The organism is Desulfurispirillum alkaliphilum (genome assembly GCF_055378285.1).
In genome coordinates this window covers 101,844-124,198 of record NZ_AP042405.1, presented here as the reverse complement: position 1 = coordinate 124,198, position 22,355 = coordinate 101,844, and the positions used below count along the sequence as shown (strand labels likewise).

The window sequence follows — 22,355 nt, the reverse complement described above, 5'->3', positions numbered from 1 at the left end:
GGGCTTTGTGTGAAAATCTCTTCGTTTTTGAGCAGTCGCTCGTTGCTGCAACGTACGGGGAGTGCGCTTCATTCCGTGCTCTGCGAGCGCCTTGCACCTGAGAACTTTTCAATTGCCTGTGTGTTTTGAGGTATTGAAAGACACTTTCTTTAAAATTATCTTTTCAGAAAAGACAATCTCCTCTCGCAAAGCCGCTGAGAACGCAAAGAAGATGGGCAGCCAAATCAGTTAAACTTGTATTTTTCTCTGCGTCTTCGCGACTTGAGTGAGCGCAGCGAACGGGCGTGAGATCCTGCCTTTCCATTCGCGTTTATTCGCGGCTATTCGCGGTAACTTCCGTGTCTTCCGTGATTTCCGTGGTTAAGCTCTTCCGGTTTCCCCTCCCCACAGTCTTTGCGTGAAATTTCCCCCATTCGTGCATATTCGCGTTTATTCGTGGTTCATAATGTCTCTTGAAGCCTTGACGGCTTTTTCCCCATTCGTGGTTCCATTCGAAGACGAGGTGGTCCACCTGGCCGGTGGGGCTGATGATGAGTTCAGCGGCGGTGGCATGGAACTCTTCTTCAGCGTCCATGGTGTCGCCAGATGCTGGAAAGCGGCTCTTTCTGGCCGGTGCAATGCTTCCGGCTGTCATGGCTGCAGCGTGTGCCGCTATGGGTGTTGCCGATAGTGCTGTGGGGCTGGTAAGATGGCGCAACTGGCGGCGTATTGAAGACGGGCTGGTCTGAATTTCTTTTCCGGGAGTGCCCATGAGCACTATGCGTGTCGAAACCTTTCTCAATGATCTGCAAAACCACAGCGAATCGCAGTACGCGCTTGTGAGGGCGTTGCGAGAAACGGTGCTGGCGGTTTGCCAGGGGAGTGGCGAAGAGATGAAGTACGGGGGCATCCTTTTCAGCGGGGCTGAACCGTTCTGCGGTATTTTTGCCTATACGGGTCATGTTTCGCTGGAGTTCAGTCGGGGGGCGATGCTGCCCGATCCCCACGGCGTTCTGGAGGGTGGCGGCAAACTGCGTCGTCATATCAAACTGCGCGCGCTTCAGGATATTGCGGATCGGCATGTTGCTGAATATGTGCAGGCTGCCTTTGGGTTGCAGGGGTAAGCGCGATGGGCCGGAGTACTTTGCCAACCACTGCTGGGTCGAATGCTGCCTGGGAAGCTCCTGCTGCGGGAGGGTCTTTCCTGCTGGGTGTTCTGAGTTCCCTTGCGCTGCTGTTGTATACGCTGTTTCTGGGAGCGTTCCTCTATGTCTTTATCCTGTTGCGCCTGATTCTGCCGCAAGGTCTGGCCAGGGGTGTGGCCAATCCCCTGGTCGAGGCCACTGCGGGTTTGTGGGTGCGGGGTATTCTGTGGTGGCTGAACCATGTGTACCGGGTTCAGTGGGATATTCAGGGGTTGAGTCGCATTGGTCGGCGGGAGTGGTTTCTGATCAATGCCAATCACCAGAGCTGGGTGGATATTTTTGTGCTCTACGCCCTCTATCTGGGCAAGGTGCCGCTTTTGAAGTTTTTTATCAAACGGGAGCTCGCCTATCTGCCGATTGTGGGGCAGGCGTGGTGGGCGCTGGACTTTCCCTTTATGCGCCGTTACTCCCGTGAGTATCTGGCCCGGTATCCGGAAAAGGCCGGGAAGGATCTGGAGCAGACGCGCAGGGCCTGCGAGAAGTTTTCCCAGGTGCCCACCAGTGTGATGAACTTCCTGGAGGGTACCCGCTTCACCGAGCAGAAGCGCAGGCGCACACAGTCGCCTTTCCAGTACCTGCTGAAGCCTAAGGCCGGCGGTCTGGCCTTTGCGATTCAGTCCCTGGGGGATCGGTTCAGTGCTTTGACCAATGTGACCATTTACTATCCTGACGGGATTCCCACTTTCTGGGCGATGATGTGCGGTGCGTTTCGCCGCTGTGTGGTGCGCATTGATGAAAAGCCGATTCCGGCGCACTTCAGTCAGGGCGACTACGGGAGCGATCCTCTGTTGCGTCAGGAGATTCAGCAGTGGGTAACGGATATCTGGCAGGAGAAGGATGAGCAGCTGCGACAGCTGCATGAAGAGCATAGCCGGCGTCTACCGGCTGCAGGGGGGTGAACATGCGTCGCACAGATCGGCAGATTCACGATGGTGAAATGGTGGAGAGTATTCTGCGTCAGGCGCAGGTGTGTCACCTGGCCCTGGTGGATCGGGGGGCGCCCTATCTGGTCGCTCTGAACTATGGGTTCCACTTTCAAGAAAACCAGTTGACGCTGTATTTTCACTGTGCGCGGGATGGGCGCAAGCTTGATATTCTGCGGAGTAACGATTCAGGGTACTTTTTCATCGACACCGATCACCGTCTGGTGGAAGGGCAGAGCGCCTGTCAGTGGAGCATGAAATACCGCAGTGTTGCCGGTTCCGGGCGCGTTGAGACGGTTGATGACGAAGCCCTCAAGGTGGAGGGGTTGCTGCGCATTATGGAGCACCACTCTGGACGGACGGACTTCGATTTTGACAGCCGGGTGCTGGAGCACGTGCTGGTGCTGCGTATGCGTGTGGATGCCTTCACGGCCAAGAGCAACCATCCGGCGTGAGGTCTGTTGCGCGGGTGGCTTTTCGCGCATCGTGTCTGCGCAGAATCTGCTCACCTGGGCAAAATTCAACCATTCAGTTGTTTTTTTGCTGCCAGGTAACCTGTTGACAATGAAGGGTTTTTGTTTTGGCATCCCATATGCAATACTCTCTGGCAACTCTCCTTCCTTCCATAGATCCCCTTTCCTTCCCCTCTGCCCATTTGGCAGAGGGTTTTTTCTGTTATCTCTCAACGTTCGCATCTCCGACGGCACCGACCCTGATGCCATGCTGAAATGGCGGAAATGGTTCTGCGCTGACGGCGTCGCTTGAGTACGTTGCAGCAACGAGCGACTGCTCAAAAACGAAGAGATTTTCACACAAAGCCCGCAAAGGCGCAAAGAAAGGCAAAGGGAAAAGCAGTTTCCACCGCGAATGAACGGGAATAAACGCGAATAGGGAAATTTCGCGCAAAGACTGTGGGGAGGGGAAACCGGAAGAGCTTAACCACGGAAATCACGGAAGACACGGAAGTTACCGCGAATGAACACGAATAAACGCGAATGGGAAGGCAGGATCTCACGCCCGTTCGCTGCGCTCACTCAAGTCGCGAAGACGCAAAGAAAGGCAGTTAAGAGCTTGCTGAAAATACTTCAAAATAAACAGGCAATTGAAAAATGCTCAGGTGCAAGGCGTGCAACGCCGCAGGTGAGGCTTTTCAGCAGCCTGCTGCCGGATCTCCAGAACAGGCGAGCTAACGATCCGGAAAAACGGGCGTTCGGGGGGCGCGTTTTTCGTTCTTTTTGCGCGGTCAAAAAGGACAGTATCCGTACACGTGGTAAGCATCAGATCAATGGCACCTGAAACCAGGATGGCAAGATGCAAAACTCCAGTTATTTCCACAGCTCCTGTATGGGGGTTTCAGGTGAAAAGTGGTGGGCGATCTGGGCCTGCAGCAGCTCTGCTGTGGCCAGGGCATCGGTCAGGGCGTGGTGGGGGCGGTAGTGGGGCAGGTTGCAGCGAGCGCGACTGGCGGCCAGCCGTATGGAGACGGGTTTTCTGCCCAGCAGGCGCGCCAGCAGCCCCGGAGGTTTCTGGCGGTGCAGCCGCGCTTCCAGCTCCATGGTGTCGATGACGGGGAACTGGATGCCCTCGCCGATACGGGCTTTCAGGGCTGCGTCCAGGAAGCTGCGTTCAATTCCCCGGTGGTGGACGACCATGACATGGCCGGCCATGGCTTCCAGGAGTTCATCAAGGATTCGCGCCAGATCAGGAGCCGTGGCGACGTCGGAATGGGTGATGCCGTGCACGACGATGGACTGGCTTTCCAGCTGTACCCGTGGCTTGACAATCCAGTGACGCGCCTCGGCACAGCGGATGCGCTGCAGGCTCATGGGCACGAGGCCGATGCTGACAATGCCGTGGCGCTTCGGGTCAAAGCCTGTGGTTTCAAAGTCCAGGGCCAGCAGGGGCACCTGGGAGATGGGGGTGTCGCCATCCACCACCCCGGCGCCATAAAAGGCCTGAAGGCGCTGATCGCGAGCTTTCGCCGCCAGGGCGCGCAAACGGGTGGGCCAGTCGGGCGCGGTGGTTTCCACCTGGTTGAGTTGTGGTTCCTCTTTGCGTGGCGAAGGCAGGTAGAACATGGGGTGCCCTTCAGTTGACGCGACCGGGCTGGTAGCGGAATTTCAGGAATTTCTGGGCGTTGCTGAGAATCTGAAAGGCATCCTTGAGGTTCTTGCGCTCAAAGTCGGAAAGCTGTTCAGGAACAACACTGTTGTCGGGCTCCTCTGCTTCCTGAAGAGACAGTGCCTGGTGGCGGATGCGCACCATGGCGATGAATTCCAGGGCGTCGCGCAGGTCGGGCCCGCGCCCGCTGGGCAGGATGCCGGCGTCTATGATGTCGCTGAGGCGCTCAAAGGAGTTGCGGGCCTGGGAACCGATTGCCAGGCTGTGCACCCGGATCAGGTCTGTCAGGGGAGCGGTACCGCGCCGCTTGATATTGATGGAGTTGCTGTGCTTGCCATCCTGCTCCATGACAAAATCTTTAAAAAAGCCGAGGGGTGGGGTGCGTCCCAGGGCATTGCGGGCCATGCAGGCCAGGAAGCGGGAGCTGCGCCTGGCGCGGTGGGCGATCAGGTCGTTGAGCTGGTCGGCCCACTGGGTTTTCCCCCATACTCCCTCCAGGTCAAAGAATATGGAGCTGTTGAGCAGGAACTGGGGGGTGGGCTTGTCGATCCAGTCACGAAAACAGGCTTCCCACGCGTGCAGGGGCTGACGCCACTGCCTGTTGGTGGCCATGATGCCGCCGGTGCAGTAGGTGTAGCCACAGGCAGCCAGCCCATCGCTGACAAAGGCGGCCAGCTTCTGGAAGTACTCGTCGTGCTGCTGCGGGTCGAAATGGTTGTCGAGGATCAGGGCGTTGTCCTGGTCGGTGACAATGGTCTGTTCGTCGCGGGCCATGGAGCCCAGCGCCAGGAAGCAGTAGGGCACTGGTGGTGGTCCCAGCTGTTCTTCGGCCAATTCCAGCAGCCGTTGCTTGAAGCTGCGGCCAATGACCGCCATGGCGCTGCCGATCATGCGGGAGTTGGCATCTTCGTTCACCATGCGCAGGAAGCAGGAGCGCACATCGGCGCGCAGGGACTGCAGGCCTTCCACGTCGTTCTGGCGGAAGATGCTGCTGACCACAAAGAGGCTGTTCTGTGACTCATAGCGAATGATGTCGGATATGGCCACGACGCCGATGGGTTTGTGGTTTTTCAGCACCGGCAGGTGGTGGACGTTGTGGCGCAGCATCAGCAGCATCGCCTCAAAGACCAGTTGATTGTGTTCAACGGTGACCAGCTCTGTGGACATGATCTGCGCTACGGGTGTGCTGTAGTCCAGACCGGGCGTGACCAGGCGGTTGCGGATATCGCGATCGGTGATGATGCCCGCCATGGGGGAAGTGTTCTCGCGGTTTTCTGCCGTGTCATTCACGATCAGCAGCGAAGAGACCGACTCTTCGGACATCTTCTGACAGGCCTGCTGCGCGGTGGCCTGGACGCCGATAACCACCGGATCGCGCTGCACCAGGGTCAGTACCTTGGCCGTCATCAGCTCGTTGGCATCCTCCCGGCGCGAAACAGCCTGACGCAGGCGCGTGCGATCCTCAATTTCCACAAAGTCGGCAAAGAGTTCAAATTGTTCGAAGAGTTCGCTGAAAACCGGTTCCGGGATCAGGTAGATCAGGGAATCCTCAAGGGCAGTGGCGGGAAAGCGCACCCGGCGGTTGCGCAGCAGCCCGAACTCTCCAAAAATGCCCCCTTCACTGAGGCGGTTATAGAGTTCGCCATTGCGACGGAAAATTTCCACCGCGCCGCTGCGCACCACGTGCAGGGCATCAATCTCCTGGCCAAATTCCAGGATGGGTGTTCCCGCCTTGAAGTAGCTGATTTCCACCCTGCTGGCCACTCCAGCCAGAACCTCTTCGGGCAGATCCCGAAAGGGCTGGTGGGAACGCAGAAAATCCAGAATCTCCAGGTGTTCAACTTCCACGGTGTCCCCCACAAAAACGTCTGTTACGTACCGCGTGGCTCCGATGCCAGCCCTTTGACCAGAGAGACGCAGGCGATCAGCAGCAGAATCGTAAAGGGAAAGCCGGTGGACACCGCCATGGCCTGCAGAGCCACCAGACCACCACCTACCAGCAGCGCGATGGCTACCAGCCCTTCGAACGTGCACCAGAAAACGCGCTGGGGCGTGGGCGCGTCAATTTTTCCGCCTGCGGAAATCACATCAATGACCAGGGAACCGGAGTCTGAAGAGGTGATAAAGAAGACCACCACCAGGATAATTGCCACAAATGAAGTGATCTGGGCCAGAGGCAGCACATCCAGCATGGTGAAGAGCTGCAGGGGCAGGCCCGCCGATGCCACCGCTTCGTAACCCTGTTGTGCATACTGATGAATGGCTGTGCCTCCGAAAACACTCATCCAGAGTATGCAGGCCGTGGAAGGGATAATCAGCACGGAAATGAGAAATTCGCGCACCGTGCGCCCACGGGAGACCCTGGCAATGAACATTCCCACAAAGGGCGACCAGGAAATCCACCATGCCCAGTAGAAGGCCGTCCAGCCCTGGGAGAAGTTTGCGTCCTCGCGCCCGATGGGATTTGCCAGAGCCGGCAGATACTGAAAGTAGGCAACGATATTGGCGAAGAAGCCGCTCAGGATGAGCATGGTCGGGCCCACGATGATCACAAAGAGCAGCAGCAGAGTCGCCAGGGTCATATTGATCTGGGAGAGGCGCTTGACCCCGGCATCCAGCCCGGCCACAACCGAGACCAGCGCGATAGCCGTAATGCCGATAACCAGGAGCACCTGGGTTGTTACCCCTTCGGGGAGTCCAAACAGATAGTGCAGACCGGCACTGGCCTGGGAGGCTCCGAGACCAAGGGATGTGGCCAGACCAAAAAGCGTGGCCAGAATAGCCAGAATATCAATCACGTGGCCCGGCCAGCCCCACACCCGCTCGCCCAGCAGCGGGTAGAAAACCGAGCGCATGGTCAGGGGCAACCCCTTGTTGAAGGCGAACAGGGCCAGCCCCAACGCCAGAACAGAATAAATTGCCCAGGGATGCAGCGCCCAGTGGTAAATAGTAGCCGCCATGCCCAGGCGCTGAGCCTCTGCCGCATCTCCGGCAGCCCCACCCAGGGGAGACCAGTCAGTGCGCACACCATTTTCCACCGAAGTGCCCCCAAAGGCCGTGGTGAAGTGGGAAATGGGTTCCGAAACCCCATAGAACATCAGGCCGATACCCATACCCGCCGCGAAAAGCATCGAGAACCAGCCCAGATAAGAGTAATCAGGCTTGGCCTCAGTGCCGCCCAGGCGAACTTTTCCCAGGGGTGAGACGATGAGGAACAGGCAGAGCAGTACGAAAATATTGCCCGCGCTGATAAAAAACCAGTCGAGGTGAGCTGTCAGCCATCCGCGCAGACCGCTGAAAAGGGGCTCCACATGATTCTGAAATGCCAGAGTCAGCACCACGAAAGCGATAACCCCCAGACCGGAAATGGCAAAAACCCGGTTGTGAATATCCAGGCCGAATGGCCCCAGGTTGATGACCACATTGTCCTGGCCGACCTGGTAGTCCGTGTCGATGGGATTGACTTCGCCATCGGGCACCATGGGGTCTCGTTCATCTTGCATGCAGCGTACCTCCTGTGAAAAGTATGATATCTGCCCGCAGATGGGCAGTCAGAGCAGTGAAAGAAAGGAAAGTATTTCTGCAAAAGAGGTTACGTGTAGATGGTCAAGGGGTCAAGCGTTTTTCCGCCAGCTGCAGGAAAAGAAAAGGGATAGGGTGAAGAAGATGACGCATGCGCAGGAGTCGGTTGGACATTGGTGACGGCAGATTCGCCAGGTACGTCGCAGCAACGAGCGACTGCTCAAAAACGAAGAGATTTTCACACAAAGCCCGCAAAGGCGCAAAGAAAGGCAAAGGGAAAAGCAGTTTCCACCGCGAATGAACACGAATATGCACGAATGGGGAAATTTCACGCAAAGACTGTGGGGAAGGGAAACCGGAAGAGCTTTAACCACGGAAATCACGGAAGACACGGAAGTTACCGCGAATAGACGCGAATAAACGCGAATAAACGCGAATGGAAAGGCAGGATCTCACGCCCGTTCGCTGCGCTCACTCAAGTCGCGAAGACGCCAAGGAAAAGCAGCAACGAGCGACTGCTCAAAAACGAAGAGATTTTCACACAAAGCCCGCAAAGGCGCAAAGAAAGGCAAAGGGAAAAGCAGTTTCCACCGCGAATGAACACGAATATGCACGAATGGGGAAATTTCACGCAAAGACTGTGGGGAAGGGAAACCGGAAGAGCTTTAACCACGGAAATCACGGAAGACACGGAAGTTACCGCGAATAGACGCGAATAAACGCGAATGGAAAGGCAGGATCTCACGCCCGTTCGCTGCGCTCACTCAAGTCGCGAAGACGCAGAGAAAAATACAAGGTTAACTGATTTGGCTGCCCATCTTCTTTGCGTTCTCAGCGGCTTTGCGAGAGGAGATTGTCTTTTCTGAAAAGATAATTTTAAAGAAAGTGTCTTTCAATACCTCAAAACACACAGGCAATTGAAAAGTTCTCAGGTGCAAGGCGAGCAACGAGCCGGAAAAACGGGCGCTCGGGGGGCGCGTAACTTCAGTCGTAAGTTGAGTATTTTGTTGCAGATGCTATTTCCTGGCCGTAGCGCACGGGCTGATGCGCTGCCAGGCACAGCATCTATGCCAGCGAACCGCCGTTTGCCAGCGTCTCCCGCTCCTCGCGGTCCAGCAGATCAAGACTCAGACGGTTGCCGGAAAACTTCAGGGCCATGTCCGCAAATTCGGGATCGGGGTTATTTTCCGGGTCGGGGAAGCCCATGGATTTCAGGAAAGTAAAGATATTATTCCTGGTTAATTGTTCATTGTGATTCTCACTGTCGTGGGTATGTGCAATAAATAACAGTCCTTTTACCAAGACCATCGTCTCGCCAATAAGGCTGCGGATGGTATGATCACGGAAGACTGGTTCATCACTATCGAGCATATCAAAGAGATTCACGGCGGCTTTTTCATCGCCCAATACTCGGGCAGTGTCACCGCTCATCACCAGGTAGAACGGATCGCGCTCACCATCTCCAAGGATTTCCTGTATTCTTTCGGCAATCAGTTCCAGGTTTTGTTCAATCGTGCCAGCGATGTTTATGATCTGATTGCCACAAGGCATATCAATGCGCGCAGGCATTTTCTTTGCCGCGATTTCCGCGTCATAGCGTTCCAATGCTTCCAGACTCAGTTGAACATCGTCCTGACACTGCGCCCGCTGGGCCTGGATTTCCGGCGGAGAGTATGCCTGTCTTGCTGACGAGTAGCCGTGAAGGGGGGAGTAGATATTGATGCCGCTGATGATCGCCATGAGTGCGTCCTCCTCCTTTGCCTGGGTTATGCCAGTGAACCGCCGTTTGCCAGCGTCTCCCGCTCCTCGCGGTCCAGCAGGGCGAAGCTCAGACGGTTGCCGGAAAACTTCAGGGCCATGTCCGCGAATTCGGGATCGGGGTTATTTTCCGGGTCGGGGAAGCCCATGGATTTCAGGAAAGTAAAGATATTATTCCTGGTTAATTGTTCATTGTGATTCTCACTGTCGTGGGTATGTGCAATAAATAACAGTCCTTTTACCAAGTCCATCGTCTCGCCAATAAGGCCGCGAATGGTCTGATCACGGAAGACTGGTTCATCACTGTCGAGCATATCAAAGAGATTCACGGCTGCTTTCTCATCTCCCAATACTCGGGCAGTGTCACCGCTCATCACCAGGTAGAGCGGATCGCGCTCACCATCTCCAAGGATCTCCTGCATTCTTTCGGCAATCAGTTCCAGGTTTTGTTCAATCGTGCCAGCGATGTTTATGATCTGATTGCCACAAGGCATATCAATGCGCGCAGGCATTTTCTTTGCCGCGATTTCCGCATCATAGCGTTCCAATGCTTCCAGACTCAGTTGAACATCGTCCTGACACTGCGCCCGCTGGGCCTGGATTTCCGGCGGAGAGTATGCCTGTCTTGCTGACGAGTAGCCGTGAAGGGGGGAGTAGATATTGATACCGTTGATGATCGCCATGAGTGGGTCCTCCTCCTTTGTCTGGGTTATGCCAGTGAACCGCCGTTTGCCAGCGTCTCCCGCTCCTCGCGGTCCAGCAAGGCAAGGCTCAGACGGTTGCCGGAAAACTTCAGGGCCATGTCCGCGAATTCGGGATCGGGGTTATTTTCCGGGTCGGGGAAGCCCATGGATTTCAGGAAATCGAAAATAGCTGTTATTGACCTCTCTTCCTGGGCAGGGTCAGGGTGTTCGTAACTGTGTGCAATGCCCAGTAGGAGCTTTGCGTATCCCATCGTCTCGCCAATAAGGCCGCGAATGGTCTGATCACGGAAGACTGGTTCATCACTATCGAGCATATCATGGAGTTTCACGGCGGCTTTCTCATCGCCCAATACTCGGGCAGTGTCACCGCTCATCACCAGGTAGAACGGATCGCGCTCACCATCTCCAAGGATTTCCTGTATTCTTTCGGCAATCAGTTCCAGGTTTTGTTCAATCGTGCCAGCGATGTTTATGATCTGATTGCCACAAGGCATATCAATGCGCGCAGGCATTTTCTTTGCCGCGATTTCCGCGTCATAGCGTTCCAATGCTTCCAGACTCAGTTGAACATCGTCCTGACACTGCGCCCGCTGGGCCTGGATTGTCGGCGGAGAGTATGCCTGCCTTGCTGACGAGTAGCCGTGAAGGGGGGAGTAGATATTGATGCCGCTGATGATCGCCATGAGTGCGTCCTCCTCCTTTGCCTTGGTTATGCCAGCGAACCGCCGTTGGCCAGTGTCTTCCGCTCCTCGCGGTCCAGCAGGGCGAAGCTCAGACGACTGCCGGAAAACTTCAGGGCCATGTCCGCAAATTCGGGATCGGGGTTATTTTCCGGGTCGGGGAAGCCCACAGATTTCAGGAAGGTAAAAATATTATTCCTGGTTAATTGTTCATTGTGATTCTCACTGTCGTGGGTATGTGCAATAAATAACAGTCCTTTTACCAAGACCATCGTCTCGCCAATAAGGCTGCGGATGGTATGATCACGGAAGACTGGTTCATCACTGTCGAGCATATCATGGAGTTTCACGGCGGCTTTCTCATCGCCCAATACTCGGGTAGTGTCACCGCTCATCACCAGGTAGAACGGATCGCGCTCACCATCTCCAAGAATTTCCTGTATTCTTTCGGCAATCAGTTCCAGGTTTTGTTCAATTTTTCCGTTGATGCTTACTGCTTGTTTTCCACAAAGAGTATCGATGACAACAGGCAATTTTTTCGCTGCTTTTTCCGCGTCATAGCGTTCCAATGCTTCCAGACTCAGTTGAACATCGTCCTGACACTGCGCCCGCTGGGCCTGGATTTCCGGCGGAGAGTATGCCTGTCTTGCTGACGAGTAGCCGTGAAGGGGGGAGTAGATATTGATGCCGCTGATGATTGACATGAGTGGGTCCTCCTCCTTTGCCTGGGTTATGCCAGCGAACCGCCGTTTGCCAGTGTCTCCCGCTCCTCGCGGTCCAGCAGGGCAAGGCTCAGACGATTGCCGGAAAACTTCAGGGCCATGTCCGCAAATTCGGGATCGGGGTTATTTTCCGGGTCGGGGAAGCCCATGGATTTCAGGGAGTCGTAGGTGAGGTCGCTGTTGGCACTGGTTGATGAGTCGTGGGCAAGCTGTAGGAGGAGCTTCGTATATCGTATGGTCTCGTTAATCAGGTCAGCTTGCGTCTGGTCACGGAAAACAAGTTCATTATCGTTGAGTATATTCTCAAGTAGTCCTGAAGCTTTCTCGTTGCCGATAACTTGAACATGATTGTCTCTCATCACCAAGAAAAATGGGTCGATTTCCTCGTCGTTCAGAACACCAGATATCTTTTCCGTTGTCATTTCCAGGTTTTGCCGAATCTTTGTCTCTATATGGATGAGTGTTCCTCCATCATCAAGGTCAATCACAGCAGGATGAGATCCTTTAATTTTTTCCGCGTCATAGCGTTCCAATGCTTCCAGACTCAGTTGAACATCGTCCTGACACTGCGCCCGCTGGGCTTGGATTGTCGGCGGAGAGTATGCCTGTCTTGCTGACGAGTAGCCGTGAAGGGGGGAGTAGATATTGATGCCGCTGATGATTGACATGGTGCGTCCTCCGAATGCTGGGTTGGTTGGCAGGTTTCACTTTTCGCACTGACGGAAACCTTGCAATTCACCTGCCATATTGATCGATGGAGTACATGTTGATGGTTGGGGTTGATGTGTGAATGATTGCTCGTTTTGCTGTAATGTTATTTGAGTGAGCAACTTAGCCTGCAGTGATTTTTCTCTTATTTTTGATTTTACATAGTCGAGCCTGCCGTTTGTTTCCGGCAGGCTCGACGAATGAAGCGCGAAAATTATTCTGCTCAGTTAATGTTTTCCGGCCAGAAGGTGTAGTAAACAGTGACGGAATTATTATTTACCACCGGCGGATTGTACAGCGGTGCGCCTTCCACGAGGGCATTAACCATATACACAAAAAGTGCGCCATTGCCCGCCATGAAATCATAGACACTCAGGTTTTGAAGTGTCCCCTGATGTGCTGGCAATGGTATCATGTACCATAGCCCATCCCAATAGTGTTGGAATGCCAGGTAAGCCTCAAAGTACCAATCCCAGTCGTTCAGGGTAGAGCTATAATGATAGTCGGCATGGCTTACCATAGCTTGAGGAGGCACATAGGTCAGGGGCATAAGGGGGCCAACAAAATACTGCTGTTTGGCTGTATAGACGGTAGTTCCTGACGAAGATCTGCTCCAATATCCTTGGACAGATGAGATGGACGCATCGCCGTCATTCTGTCTCAGATTTTCCTGCTGCGCTCGCTCCAATGCCTCGATCAGGGCGGGATCCTCGATTCTGATGGGTTCGATGGGTGGTGGCTTCATCTCGCCGCCATGGGCGGTTGCGGCAAGGAACATGATGGTCAACAGGGTGAAAATCCAGGGGAACTTTTGCATAACTCTTCCTCCAGTGGTTTATGGTGAATAGATTTCGGCCTACCGGAAAGAATTTCTTTCCCTCCTCCTTTCTTTTATTTTTCTGTGGTTAGTCAGTATTGATGTAGTTTAGTTGAAATTATTTCAACTTCAACTACCCGAACGGGTACATTTGTCGGGTTAAGTTTGAAGGGCTGCTTTGGAGAGGTGTGTCCTTAGGACGTGAATAGTCAGGGTTCGCGGGCCAAATGGAAGCGGGAAAGGTATTTATCTCTTGTGAGGGCGCAAGGGAAGTAATGGGAAAGAATGCAAGAAGAGTCTTCCGCTCCGCGTGCTTTGCGTCTCAAGTGAGCGTAGCGAACGGGCGAGATATTGTCTTTCTCTGTGGCTGATTCTGTTGCCTTGGTGGCCTGTGTGAGACGGGCTTTTCCTCGTGCCTGCACCATGAGTGGTCAGGAACCGTAAAGAGTTGCTACTGGATGAGTCCGGCGCGGAGGGCCTTGGCTATGGCGTGGTGGCGATTCACGGCATTGAGTTTCTGATAGATGCGCTTCAGGTGGTATTTGACGGTGTCGCGAGAGATGGCGAGGATCATGGAGATTTCTTCTGTGGATTTTCCCTCGGCTGTCCAGAACAGGAGTTCGCATTCGCGCTCACTGAGGTTTGTGTCTGGTATGTCCTGGCGGTGGGCAATGCGGACACTGGCGCTGTGGATCAGCGGGGCCAGCAGGGGGAGCACCCGGCATGCCAGGGAGGAAATTGCGTGGATCTGTTGTCTGGAGCCAGCCAGGCTGATGAGTGTGCGATTGCCTGCTCCGTAGCCGATACTGATGCCGTCGGTCAGTCCGTGGCGGCTGGCTTCCCGGAGTGCGGGATTCGGTGAGTGCCGGTTTTGTGTCTGGCTCCAGCGCAGAGGCTCAGGAGAGCGTCTGACCTGCTGAAAGACGGGGTCGGTACGCCAGAGTTTTCTGACGACATAGGTTTCCAGCCATGGCTCAGGGCACTGATGCTGAACCAGCGCCTGAAACAGGGGTTGCTCTTCCTGGAATTCCACCAGGCAGATGATGGCGCAGGTAAAATCCAGGCAGTTTCCCAGAGTACTCAGCAGTGAGTGCATGCTGTCCTGGTCTTCTATGTTCAGGGCCTGTTGGATGGCCGTGCAGGCCAGCAGCAGGTCACTTCTGGAAAGTTCGTGGAGGCTCATGGGGATTGTCTCCGGAGCGTTCAGCTCTCAGGAGGCTATTGCCCTCCTCTGGCTGTAAATTGCGCTCAATTTCTGCTTTCCTGCTGGCTGCGCGGTATTTGAGTGCAGCAAGCAGAATTTTGTCAGATCGGCTGATACTCCCGCTCGTACAGCTCGAAATAGCGCATCTCGTCATAGAGCAATTCGATATTATCTGCCAGAAAGTGCTCATCGCTGAAAACTTTCCACTTGTGTTCATTTCCGCCAAAAAAACCAATCTGTGACATTTTGGCAATCATGGCCTCCCGCACATCGTGGTAGCCGCTGGGGTCGAAGAACTCCCAGGGGGCGGCCTTGAGAGCCATCCCGAAGGCATTGCCTATCTGCTGGCTGTCGCCGGACTCCAGGGCGTTGTTCATGCGGTGCAGGATGGCCGGGTTCACCTGGTCCATGGTCTTGTGCTCCTGGGAGCCCAATCTGAGTTCACCTTCCAGTAAGTTCTCCACAGCATAGGAAGACAGAGACAGGCTATTGCGCATGTAGTTTTCACTGGCGTTCCTGATGAAGTTTCCCTCTTCGTCGGTCAGGAACTTATAGTCCCAGAATTCCTGGGGTGTGGCGAAGCGCTGTTCCGTGGTGGTGCTGAATGCCCGCACTCCCCCTTGAATGCTTGTGAAGAGGCGCTGCCGGTCGCTGTCGGGATCGGGTTCGTAGAGAAAGTGGTCGTAGTATTCCATCAAGTCTTCGGGGGTCAGGACTGCCAGCATGCCCTCATCAATATCCAGATTGCGAGCCAGACGCTTCAATTCCACCTGCTGCAGGGTTTCCATGTGTTCCCTGGCTTCCGCCAGGATTTCCGGGTCGATGTTCAGGGGATTGTTCTGCGCTTTGGCATGGAAGTGGGCCTGTATTATGCTCTGTTCCATGAGGTTCATGCGCTTTGCCTGGCGCAGGGCCTGCTGGCTGAAGGAGGCACTATCTGCGCCGATGCGTTCCACGGCGTTGCCCGTGCGCAGGCTGGCGTTCAGGCTCATGGTGGCAGGGGTTTTGGGAGTGGAAAAGAGGTTGGGCAGAATTGCCGACAGGATACCGGCGGAAGCTTTCTGTATGCCGTCCATGGCGTTACTCCTTGCTGTTCCTGGTTACCGGGAGGAGATATTTACTGCAACATTCATAACTCTAATTATTTTCCCAGAAAAATCAACTACCTGTTCGGGTAACGCGCTCGTAACTTTGCCCTGCTGGCCATGTGTGCGCTTTGGGAGATATTCTGAGGTTGCTCTTTTCAAGGGCGATGTTGAGGGGTGGAGGATCGCAGGGCAGATTTCGGAAGACTACCTGGAAGGGCAGCTAAGGTCTCCGGTGGGGAAAAGAGGTTGGCCGGAGCTGCCGGCAGGATACCGGCGAAGGCTTTTCAGCAGCCTGTCAAGGCAGGTTTCTCGCCAAGCCGCGAAGTCGCCAAGGAAAAGCAGCAACGAGCGACAGCTCAAAAACGAAGAGATTTTCACACAAAGCCCACAAAGGCGCAAAGAAAGGCAAAGGGAAAAGCAGTTTCCACCGCGAATGAACACGAATATGCACGAATGGGGAAATTTCACGCAAAGACTGTGGGGAGGGGAAACCGGAAGAGCTTAACCACGGAAATCACGGAAATCACGGAAGACACGGAAGACACGGAAGTTACCGCGAATAGACGCGAATGGAAAGGCAGGATCTCACGCCCGTTCGCTGCGCTCACTCAAGTAGCGAAGACGCAGAGGAAAATACAAGGTTAACTGATTTGGCTGCCCATCTTCTTTGCGTTCTCAGCGGCTTTGCGAGAGGAGATTGTCTTTTCTGGAAAGATAATTTTAAAGAAAGTGTCTTTCAATACCTCAAAACACACAGGCAATTGAAAAATGCTCAGGTGCAATGACACGCGACTGCTCAAAAACGAAGAGATTTTCACACAAAGCCCACAAAGGCGCAAAGAAAGGCAAAGGGAAAAGCAGTTTCCACCGCGAATGAACACGAATATGCACGAATGGGGAAATTTCACGCAAAGACTGTGGGGAGGGGAAACCGGAAGAGCTTAACCACGGAAATCACGGAAGACACGGAAGACACGGAAGTTACCGCGAATAAACGCGAATGGAAAGGCAGGATCTCACGCCCGTTCGCTGCGCTCACTCAAGTCGCGAAGACGCAGAGAAAAATACAAGTTTAACTGATTTGGCTGCCCATCTTCTTTGCGTTCTCAGCGGCTTTGCGAGAGGAGATTGTCTTTTCTGGAAAGACAATTTTAGGGAAAGTGTCTTTCAATACCTCAAAACACGTAGGCAATTGAAAAATGCTCAGGTGCAATGACACGCGACTGCTCAAAAACGAAGAGATTTTCACACAAAGCCCACAAAGGCGCAAAGAAAGGCAAAGGGAAAAGCAGTTTCCACCGCGAATGAACACGAATATGCACGAATGGGGATATTTCACGCAAAGACTGTGGGGAGGGGAAACCGGAAGAGCTTAACCACGGAAATCACGGAAGACGCGGAAGTTACCGCGAATAGACGCGAATAAACGCGAATGGAAAGGCAGGATCTCACGCCCGTTCGCTGCGCTCACTCAAGTAGCGAAGACGCAGAGAAAAATACAAGTTTAACTGATTTGGCTGCCCATCTTCTTTGCGTTCTCAGCGGCTTTGCGAGAGGAGATTGTCTTTTCTGAAAAGATAATTTTAAAGAAAGTGTCTTTCAGTACCTCAAAACACACAGGCAATTGAAAAGTTCTCAGGTGCAAGGCGAGCAACGCCGCAGGTGAGGTTTTTCAGCAGCCTGACAGTCAGCGCATCCTGGCTGGGCCAGCACACGGGGGAGAGACAGAAGCAGGCCGTTCCCCCTTGAGCCCGTCCGGTGAGTGCGACGCCTGGCTGGCAAGACCCGAACGGGACACTCACAGGAAGTGAGTGGTCCGGCAGCACTGCAGGGAGGCAGGGGTCAGGCAACGCAAAGAGGCACAGGTGCAAGGCGCGGGCAAAGCGAGAAAGGAGGCGTACTTCCTGTACGTCGCAGTGACGAGCGATGCCCTGCAACGCAGCAGATTGGCCTCTTTGAGCAGCCTGCTGCCGGATCTCCAGAACAGGCAAGCAATGAGCCGGATAAACGGGCGTTCGGGGGGCGCGTTTTTGCGACCTTTTTGCGCGGTCAAAAAGTGCGTAATTTGAATCATGGCATGATTTTGACGCTAACTGATATGAAAAGTATAAAAAAAAAAAGCCGGGGTGCAATCTGCACCCCGGCTTTGTGTCTGTTACAGCACCATGGCCTGATAGCCAAGTTCGAAGGCTTCGGTGTTGATGCCGATGGTTGCCTTGGGTACTTTTTCCTTGATGACTTCAATCCACAGGGATTTGTCGTAGTCGGGCAGCATGCGTGCCAGGGCTCCCACCAGCACGATATTAGCGGCTTTGGCGGTTCCGGCTTTCACGGCCAGTCCTGAGGCGTCCAGGCGGAAGCAGGCGTTGAAGTTTTCATCCAGAAAAGCGTCCAGCCCCTGGGGGTATTTGTCCAGGCCCACGTTGACGTTGGTGGGGAAGATTTCGGTGTCGTTGACGACGCAGACGGTCTTCTTCGATACCAGGCTCTGCCAGCGCAGGGTTTCCATCTTCTCGAAGGAGAGCAGGAAGTCGGCTTCGCCTTCGCGGATCAAAGGAGAGTGCACTTCCTTGCCGATGCGCACGTGGCTGACTACGGAGCCGCCGCGCTGGGCCATGCCGTGGACTTCGCTTTTTTTGACGTCCAGTCCCTTGCGCAGGGCCACTTCGCTGAGAATCTCACTGGTGAGCAGGATGCCTTGTCCGCCCACACCGGCCAGCAGTATATTTACGACTTTTTCTGACATGGGTTCCTCACTTGTTTTCGGGTTTTTTGATGGCGTCGGTCGGGCATTCGTACATGCAGATTTCACAGCCGGTGCACATGGTGGTGTCGATGGTGACGACTTTCAGGCTGGCGTTCCATACCAGGGCAGGGCAGCCTACGTTCAGGCAGGCGCCGCAGCCGATGCACTCTTTTATATCCACATGCAGGGCGGGCTTGATGATGTCCTTGAAGGCCAGGACGCACTCGCGCTCCACGATGATGACGCTGAGCTCGTCGCGGTTGACTTCGCGGTTGGCCAGGGTGAAGAGGGCGGGGGTGTCGAAGGCGTCGGCTTTGTAGACGTGTTTGATGCCGATGGCACGACAGAGGCCTTCCATGTCCACGTTGCTGGTGGGTTCGCCCATGAGGGTGTTGCCGTAGCCGGGGTTGCCCTGCTGGCCGGTCATGGCGGTGATGCGGTTATCCAGGATAAAGACGGTGGATGTGGAGCGGTTGTAGACCATGTTGATCAGGCCGTTGATGCCGGTGTGCAGGAAGGTGGAGTCGCCAATGACGGCAACGACTTTGCGTCGCTCTTCCTCTGGCAGCACGCGGTCCATGCCGTGGGCTACGCCGATGCTGGCTCCCATGCAGACGCAGGTGTGGATGGAGTCCAGGGGTTTGTTCACGCCCAGGGTGTAGCAGCCGATGTCGCCACTGACAAAGAGGCCCAGGCGCTTCATGACGGTGAAGCTGCCACGGTGGGGGCAGCCGGGGCAGAGTACGGGGGGGCGGGGTGGCAGTTTATGGGCGGGGACGTCGGAGGTGCCAGTGGCCAGTCCGAGTCCACGGGCGACGCGGTCGGGGTTCAGTTCTCCGGTAATGCCGAAGAGTTCCTTGCCCTTGCAGGCGAAGCCCAGGCGCTTGACGGTGTGCTCCAGGTAGGGTTCCAGTTCTTCGACCACGATGACTTCGTCTACACTGCGGCAGAAGTCCTCGATGAGTTTTTCGGGCAGTGGGTGGGTCATGCCCAGCTTCAGGATGCTCCACTCGGCGGGTACCACTTCCTGTACGTAGGAGTGGCTGACGCCGGAGGTGATGATGCCGATTTTTTTTTCGCCCCGCTTCCACTGGTTCAGCTCGCTGGTGTTGCCGTGCTCGGCCATGCGCAGCAGGGAGGCTTCCAGCACTTCGTGGCGCATGCGGGCGTAGGCGGGGATCATGACATATTTCAGGGGATTGTATTCTGTGGAGTAGGTGCGTTCACCCAGATCGGCGGGGGAGCTGAGCTTCACCACGCCCTTGCCGTGGTTGATGCGGGTGGTGGTGCGTACCAGCACGGGAATGTCGAACTGTTCACTCAGCTCAAAGGCCGCGCGGGTGTAGTGGTAGGCTTCGTTGGGATCGGAGGGCTCCAGCATGAGGATCTTGGCCGCACGGGCGTAGTGGCGGCTGTCCTGTTCGTTCTGGCTGGAGTGCATGCCGGGGTCGTCGGCGCAGATGATCACCAGTCCACCGCGCACGCCGGTGTAGGCGGCGGTGAAGAGGGGGTCGGCGGCCACGTTCAGGCCCACGTGCTTGGTGGTACACAGGGTGCGGGCTCCGGCGAAGGAGGCGCCGATGCACACTTCCAGGGCGACCTTTTCGTTGGGGGCCCATTCGCAGTAGAGGCCGCCATTTTTGGCGATATTTTCGATGATTTCGGTACTTGGAGTACCCGGGTAGCCAGCGGCCAGCGCAACACCGGCATCACGGGCTGCCAGGGCAATGGCTTCATTGCCGGAAAGCAGCATGGTCTTGGATTGGGTCGGTTGTGAAGTCATTGACGGTATGTCTCCTTGTATTCATGTCTTGGAGCAAAATTGCGCAATCATAATGGAAAATCTGCCACAGGGCAACTCAAACAGGTCGGTTGCATCGGAAAGATATGACGGGTATGATGCGGGGTATTCTGAGAGGTGACGGAACACCCACATCTGTGCGTTGCTTGTCACGCCCAAGCCCGGGGAGCGGATTTTCCCTCTCTTGCACCGGGGTGTTTCAATGACCTGCTCTTTCAGCGGAATGCAAATTATACGGGGGAACCTATGGCTCGACTTGTGCTGATATGTATACTGTTTTTCTTTCTGGCAACGCCAGCCATGGCGCTGGTTGGTCAGGAAGCCTATGAAATACGGACTCGCGACCTTATCAGCGCAGAGGAGATCAGCCTGGGGAAGTACCGAGGCACGCCGGTTTATCTGGTGTTCTTCTATACCCTCTGTCAACCCTGCCAGCGGGAGATGCAGCGCATCGTGGACAATCGCTATGCCTTTGAACAGAGCGGAATCCAGGTCATCGGCATTGCCATGGATCGCTGGGAGGAGGATGTGAAGGCATATATCAAGGACAAGGGGATATTTTTCCCCGTTGGCCTTGCCAATCCTTCCATAGCCATGCTCTATGAGGATGTGCGCATTGTTCCCTTCACCTACCTGATCGGCGGGGATGGCGTTGTCAAAGCCCAGTACATGGGCAGAATCCCCGATGACAAGTTTTCCCAGATGCTGGAGCAGGTCGCTCCCTGACCGAAATACTTCCTCGCGATATGCTGCCATGTCGCTCCCTGTGACACCGAACCTGAACCCAGGAGGTAAGAATGGAATTCGTCAGCTCCCTTGGCACCATGCACTATGACTTTCACGGTGAGAGCTCCCAGACCATTGTCCTGATCCACGGTTTTCCCCTGCAGAGTGCCATGTGGAAACCCCAGATTCAACCCCTGATCAAGGCAGGCTTTTCTGTGCTGATTCCCGATCTTCCCGGTTTTGGCCTCTCCCGTTACCAACGAGCCCTTTCCATTGATCAGATGGCCGATGAAATCTACTCACTGACCCAGACCATGGGTATTGAACCCTTGTGCGTTGGCGGAATGTCCATGGGGGGCTATGTGGCTCTCTCTCTGGCGGAACGGTATCCCCAGTGCGCCTCCAGGCTGGCCCTGATCGTCACCCGCGCTGAAGGCGACAGTGAGGAAGGGCGTAAGGGTCGTTACGACCTTGCTGACAAGGCCCGTGAAGAAGGCATTGCCGCAGTGGCTGACGTCTTCATTGAAAAGGTCATGGGGGACGGAAGCCGAAAGCTGCGCGATGATGTCTACGCCATGATGTGTGGAGCCTCGGTGGAAGGCGCTGCCAATGCCCTGGCTGCCATGGCCGAGCGTGCCGACCGCGTGAAGTCGCTGTCAAAAATTACGGTGCCAAGCCTGGTTATGTGGGCTGAAAAGGATAAGGCCATGCCAGCGGAAGCTGCCGCAACCATGCTGGCCAAATTGCCAAACGCCAGTGAAGCCAGGCTGCCCGGAGGGCATATGGTGAATATGGAGCATCCCGATGAGTTCAACCGGGCGCTGGTGGAGTTCCTGCGCGCCTGATCGACCCACTTCCCACAAGCCCCTTCTCCCTGCAGTGGCGAAGGGGCTTTTCCGCGAAAATGGAGTGCCCATGTCCTTTGATTTCACCCTCCCTGACAGCTGGAAGGCGCATCTCGCCCCTTTGCTTCAGGAACCGCAATGCCAGCGATTGTCCCAGTATCTGGCCCGGCGCTGTCAGCAGAATATTCCCATGTATCCCCCACGGGAAGACATCTTCCGCGCCTTCAGGCTGACTCCCTGGGATCAGGTGAAAGTCGTCATCGTCGGCCAGGATCCGTACCATGGTCCCGGTCAGGCAAATGGACTCGCCTTCTCCGTCAGTTCCGGTGTGGCGCTGCCGCCATCCCTGCGCAATATCTACAAGGAAATTCAGGCCGATACCGGGTCCGAACCCCCCGTTGACGGCGATCTGCAGTGGTGGGCGCGGCAGGGGGTGCTGCTGCTGAACCGGGTTCTGACCGTGGAAGCCGGCAAGGCCAACTCCCATCGCAATAAAGGTTGGGAGCGTTTTAGTGAAGGCGTGCTGCGCGCCCTGAGCACGCAGAAGCAGGGAGTGATCTTTGTGCTGTGGGGACAGCCAGCCCAGCAGCTTCAGGCCAGCATCGACCAGGACAGGCATCACATACTCACAGCGCCTCATCCATCGCCCCTCTCGGCCTATCGCGGCTTTCTGGGATGTGGCCACTTCAGCCGCATCAACGCGATTCTGCAGCAACAGGGGCAGCAGCCCATTGACTGGGGCGGGAGTGCTGATTCAGCGCAAAAACCGTAAGCCGGGTGTGCTGGAAATGCTCATGCGGACCCGG

At 55.3% G+C, this 22,355-nt stretch carries 21 protein-coding genes; 7 read left to right on the top strand and 14 right to left on the bottom strand.

All coding sequences use genetic code 11. The annotated features are described in order from the left end of the window. Nucleotides 1-310 precede the first annotated feature (310 nt). Complete coding sequence (locus ACZ46I_RS00585; protein ID WP_464281101.1) at nucleotides 311-574, bottom strand: hypothetical protein; 264 nt, start codon at nucleotides 572-574, stop codon at nucleotides 311-313. A 175-nt stretch (nucleotides 575-749) separates the two neighbouring features. Between ACZ46I_RS00585 and ACZ46I_RS00580 the strand changes: the two genes are divergently transcribed. The 4 genes from ACZ46I_RS00580 (at nucleotide 750) to ACZ46I_RS00565 (ending at nucleotide 3,403) form a co-directional block, all read left to right on the top strand. Further along, nucleotides 750-1,103 carry a DUF1801 domain-containing protein gene (locus ACZ46I_RS00580; protein ID WP_464281100.1) on the top strand — a complete coding sequence of 118 codons (354 nt, stop codon included), beginning with the start codon at nucleotides 750-752 and terminating at the stop codon, nucleotides 1,101-1,103. Nucleotides 1,104-1,123: 20 nt separating this feature from the next. Further along, nucleotides 1,124-2,083 carry an acyltransferase gene (locus ACZ46I_RS00575; RefSeq protein WP_464281099.1) on the top strand — a complete coding sequence of 320 codons (960 nt, stop codon included), beginning with the start codon at nucleotides 1,124-1,126 and terminating at the stop codon, nucleotides 2,081-2,083. A gap of 2 nt (nucleotides 2,084-2,085) precedes the next feature. Continuing rightward, complete coding sequence (locus ACZ46I_RS00570; RefSeq protein ID WP_464281098.1) at nucleotides 2,086-2,562, top strand: pyridoxamine 5'-phosphate oxidase family protein; 477 nt, start codon at nucleotides 2,086-2,088, stop codon at nucleotides 2,560-2,562. A gap of 520 nt (nucleotides 2,563-3,082) precedes the next feature. Then, nucleotides 3,083-3,403 carry a hypothetical protein gene (locus ACZ46I_RS00565; RefSeq protein WP_464281097.1) on the top strand — a complete coding sequence of 107 codons (321 nt, stop codon included), beginning with the start codon at nucleotides 3,083-3,085 and terminating at the stop codon, nucleotides 3,401-3,403. 29 nt (nucleotides 3,404-3,432) lie between these two features. Here ACZ46I_RS00565 and ACZ46I_RS00560 read toward each other — a convergent pair whose 3' ends face one another. The 13 genes from ACZ46I_RS00560 to iorA all read right to left on the bottom strand — a co-directional run bounded on the left by ACZ46I_RS00560 (nucleotide 3,433) and on the right by iorA (nucleotide 19,960). After that, on the bottom strand, nucleotides 3,433-4,185 hold the full coding sequence (locus tag ACZ46I_RS00560) for a 3'-5' exonuclease (protein ID WP_013505303.1): 753 nt from the start codon (nucleotides 4,183-4,185) through the stop codon (nucleotides 3,433-3,435). Between the two features lie 10 nt (nucleotides 4,186-4,195). After that, nucleotides 4,196-6,076 carry a DUF294 nucleotidyltransferase-like domain-containing protein gene (locus tag ACZ46I_RS00555; protein ID WP_464281096.1) on the bottom strand — a complete coding sequence of 627 codons (1,881 nt, stop codon included), beginning with the start codon at nucleotides 6,074-6,076 and terminating at the stop codon, nucleotides 4,196-4,198. Nucleotides 6,077-6,099: 23 nt separating this feature from the next. Further along, complete coding sequence (locus ACZ46I_RS00550) at nucleotides 6,100-7,731, bottom strand: BCCT family transporter (protein ID WP_464281095.1); 1,632 nt, start codon at nucleotides 7,729-7,731, stop codon at nucleotides 6,100-6,102. Nucleotides 7,732-8,815: 1,084 nt separating this feature from the next. Next, the gene (locus ACZ46I_RS00545) at nucleotides 8,816-9,490 is read right to left on the bottom strand and encodes a hypothetical protein (RefSeq protein ID WP_464281094.1); all 675 of its coding nucleotides are present in this window, start codon (nucleotides 9,488-9,490) and stop codon (nucleotides 8,816-8,818) included. 26 nt (nucleotides 9,491-9,516) lie between these two features. Continuing rightward, the gene (locus ACZ46I_RS00540) at nucleotides 9,517-10,191 is read right to left on the bottom strand and encodes a hypothetical protein (protein WP_464281093.1); all 675 of its coding nucleotides are present in this window, start codon (nucleotides 10,189-10,191) and stop codon (nucleotides 9,517-9,519) included. Between the two features lie 26 nt (nucleotides 10,192-10,217). Beyond that, the gene (locus ACZ46I_RS00535) at nucleotides 10,218-10,895 is read right to left on the bottom strand and encodes a hypothetical protein (protein ID WP_464281092.1); all 678 of its coding nucleotides are present in this window, start codon (nucleotides 10,893-10,895) and stop codon (nucleotides 10,218-10,220) included. Between the two features lie 26 nt (nucleotides 10,896-10,921). Beyond that, nucleotides 10,922-11,596, bottom strand: coding sequence for a flagellar biosynthesis anti-sigma factor FlgM (locus ACZ46I_RS00530; protein ID WP_464281091.1), 675 nt, complete (start codon nucleotides 11,594-11,596; stop codon nucleotides 10,922-10,924). A 26-nt stretch (nucleotides 11,597-11,622) separates the two neighbouring features. Then, on the bottom strand, nucleotides 11,623-12,282 hold the full coding sequence (locus ACZ46I_RS00525; RefSeq protein WP_464281090.1) for a hypothetical protein: 660 nt from the start codon (nucleotides 12,280-12,282) through the stop codon (nucleotides 11,623-11,625). Between the two features lie 263 nt (nucleotides 12,283-12,545). Next, complete coding sequence (locus tag ACZ46I_RS00520) at nucleotides 12,546-13,139, bottom strand: hypothetical protein (RefSeq protein WP_464281089.1); 594 nt, start codon at nucleotides 13,137-13,139, stop codon at nucleotides 12,546-12,548. A 451-nt stretch (nucleotides 13,140-13,590) separates the two neighbouring features. Beyond that, on the bottom strand, nucleotides 13,591-14,322 hold the full coding sequence (locus ACZ46I_RS00515; protein WP_464281088.1) for a LuxR C-terminal-related transcriptional regulator: 732 nt from the start codon (nucleotides 14,320-14,322) through the stop codon (nucleotides 13,591-13,593). A gap of 122 nt (nucleotides 14,323-14,444) precedes the next feature. Next, nucleotides 14,445-15,419, bottom strand: a complete 975-nt coding sequence (locus ACZ46I_RS00510; protein WP_464281866.1) for a hypothetical protein — start codon at nucleotides 15,417-15,419, stop codon at nucleotides 14,445-14,447. Nucleotides 15,420-17,586: 2,167 nt separating this feature from the next. Further along, nucleotides 17,587-18,177 (bottom strand): indolepyruvate oxidoreductase subunit beta, encoded by a 591-nt coding sequence (locus tag ACZ46I_RS00505; RefSeq protein WP_013505311.1) that lies wholly within the window; start codon nucleotides 18,175-18,177, stop codon nucleotides 17,587-17,589. A 7-nt stretch (nucleotides 18,178-18,184) separates the two neighbouring features. Next, nucleotides 18,185-19,960 (bottom strand): indolepyruvate ferredoxin oxidoreductase subunit alpha, encoded by a 1,776-nt coding sequence (gene iorA, locus ACZ46I_RS00500; RefSeq protein WP_013505312.1) that lies wholly within the window; start codon nucleotides 19,958-19,960, stop codon nucleotides 18,185-18,187. 264 nt (nucleotides 19,961-20,224) lie between these two features. Between iorA and ACZ46I_RS00495 the strand changes: the two genes are divergently transcribed. The 3 genes from ACZ46I_RS00495 (at nucleotide 20,225) to ung (ending at nucleotide 22,321) form a co-directional block, all read left to right on the top strand. Further along, a complete protein-coding gene (locus tag ACZ46I_RS00495) occupies nucleotides 20,225-20,704 on the top strand; it encodes a peroxiredoxin family protein (RefSeq protein WP_013505313.1) in 480 nt (159 codons plus the stop codon). A 71-nt stretch (nucleotides 20,705-20,775) separates the two neighbouring features. Then, nucleotides 20,776-21,549: an alpha/beta fold hydrolase gene (locus ACZ46I_RS00490; RefSeq protein WP_013505314.1), complete on the top strand. Its 774-nt coding sequence runs from the start codon at nucleotides 20,776-20,778 to the stop codon at nucleotides 21,547-21,549. A 70-nt stretch (nucleotides 21,550-21,619) separates the two neighbouring features. Beyond that, nucleotides 21,620-22,321, top strand: coding sequence for a uracil-DNA glycosylase (ung, locus tag ACZ46I_RS00485; RefSeq protein WP_464281087.1), 702 nt, complete (start codon nucleotides 21,620-21,622; stop codon nucleotides 22,319-22,321). Nucleotides 22,322-22,355 lie beyond the last annotated feature (34 nt).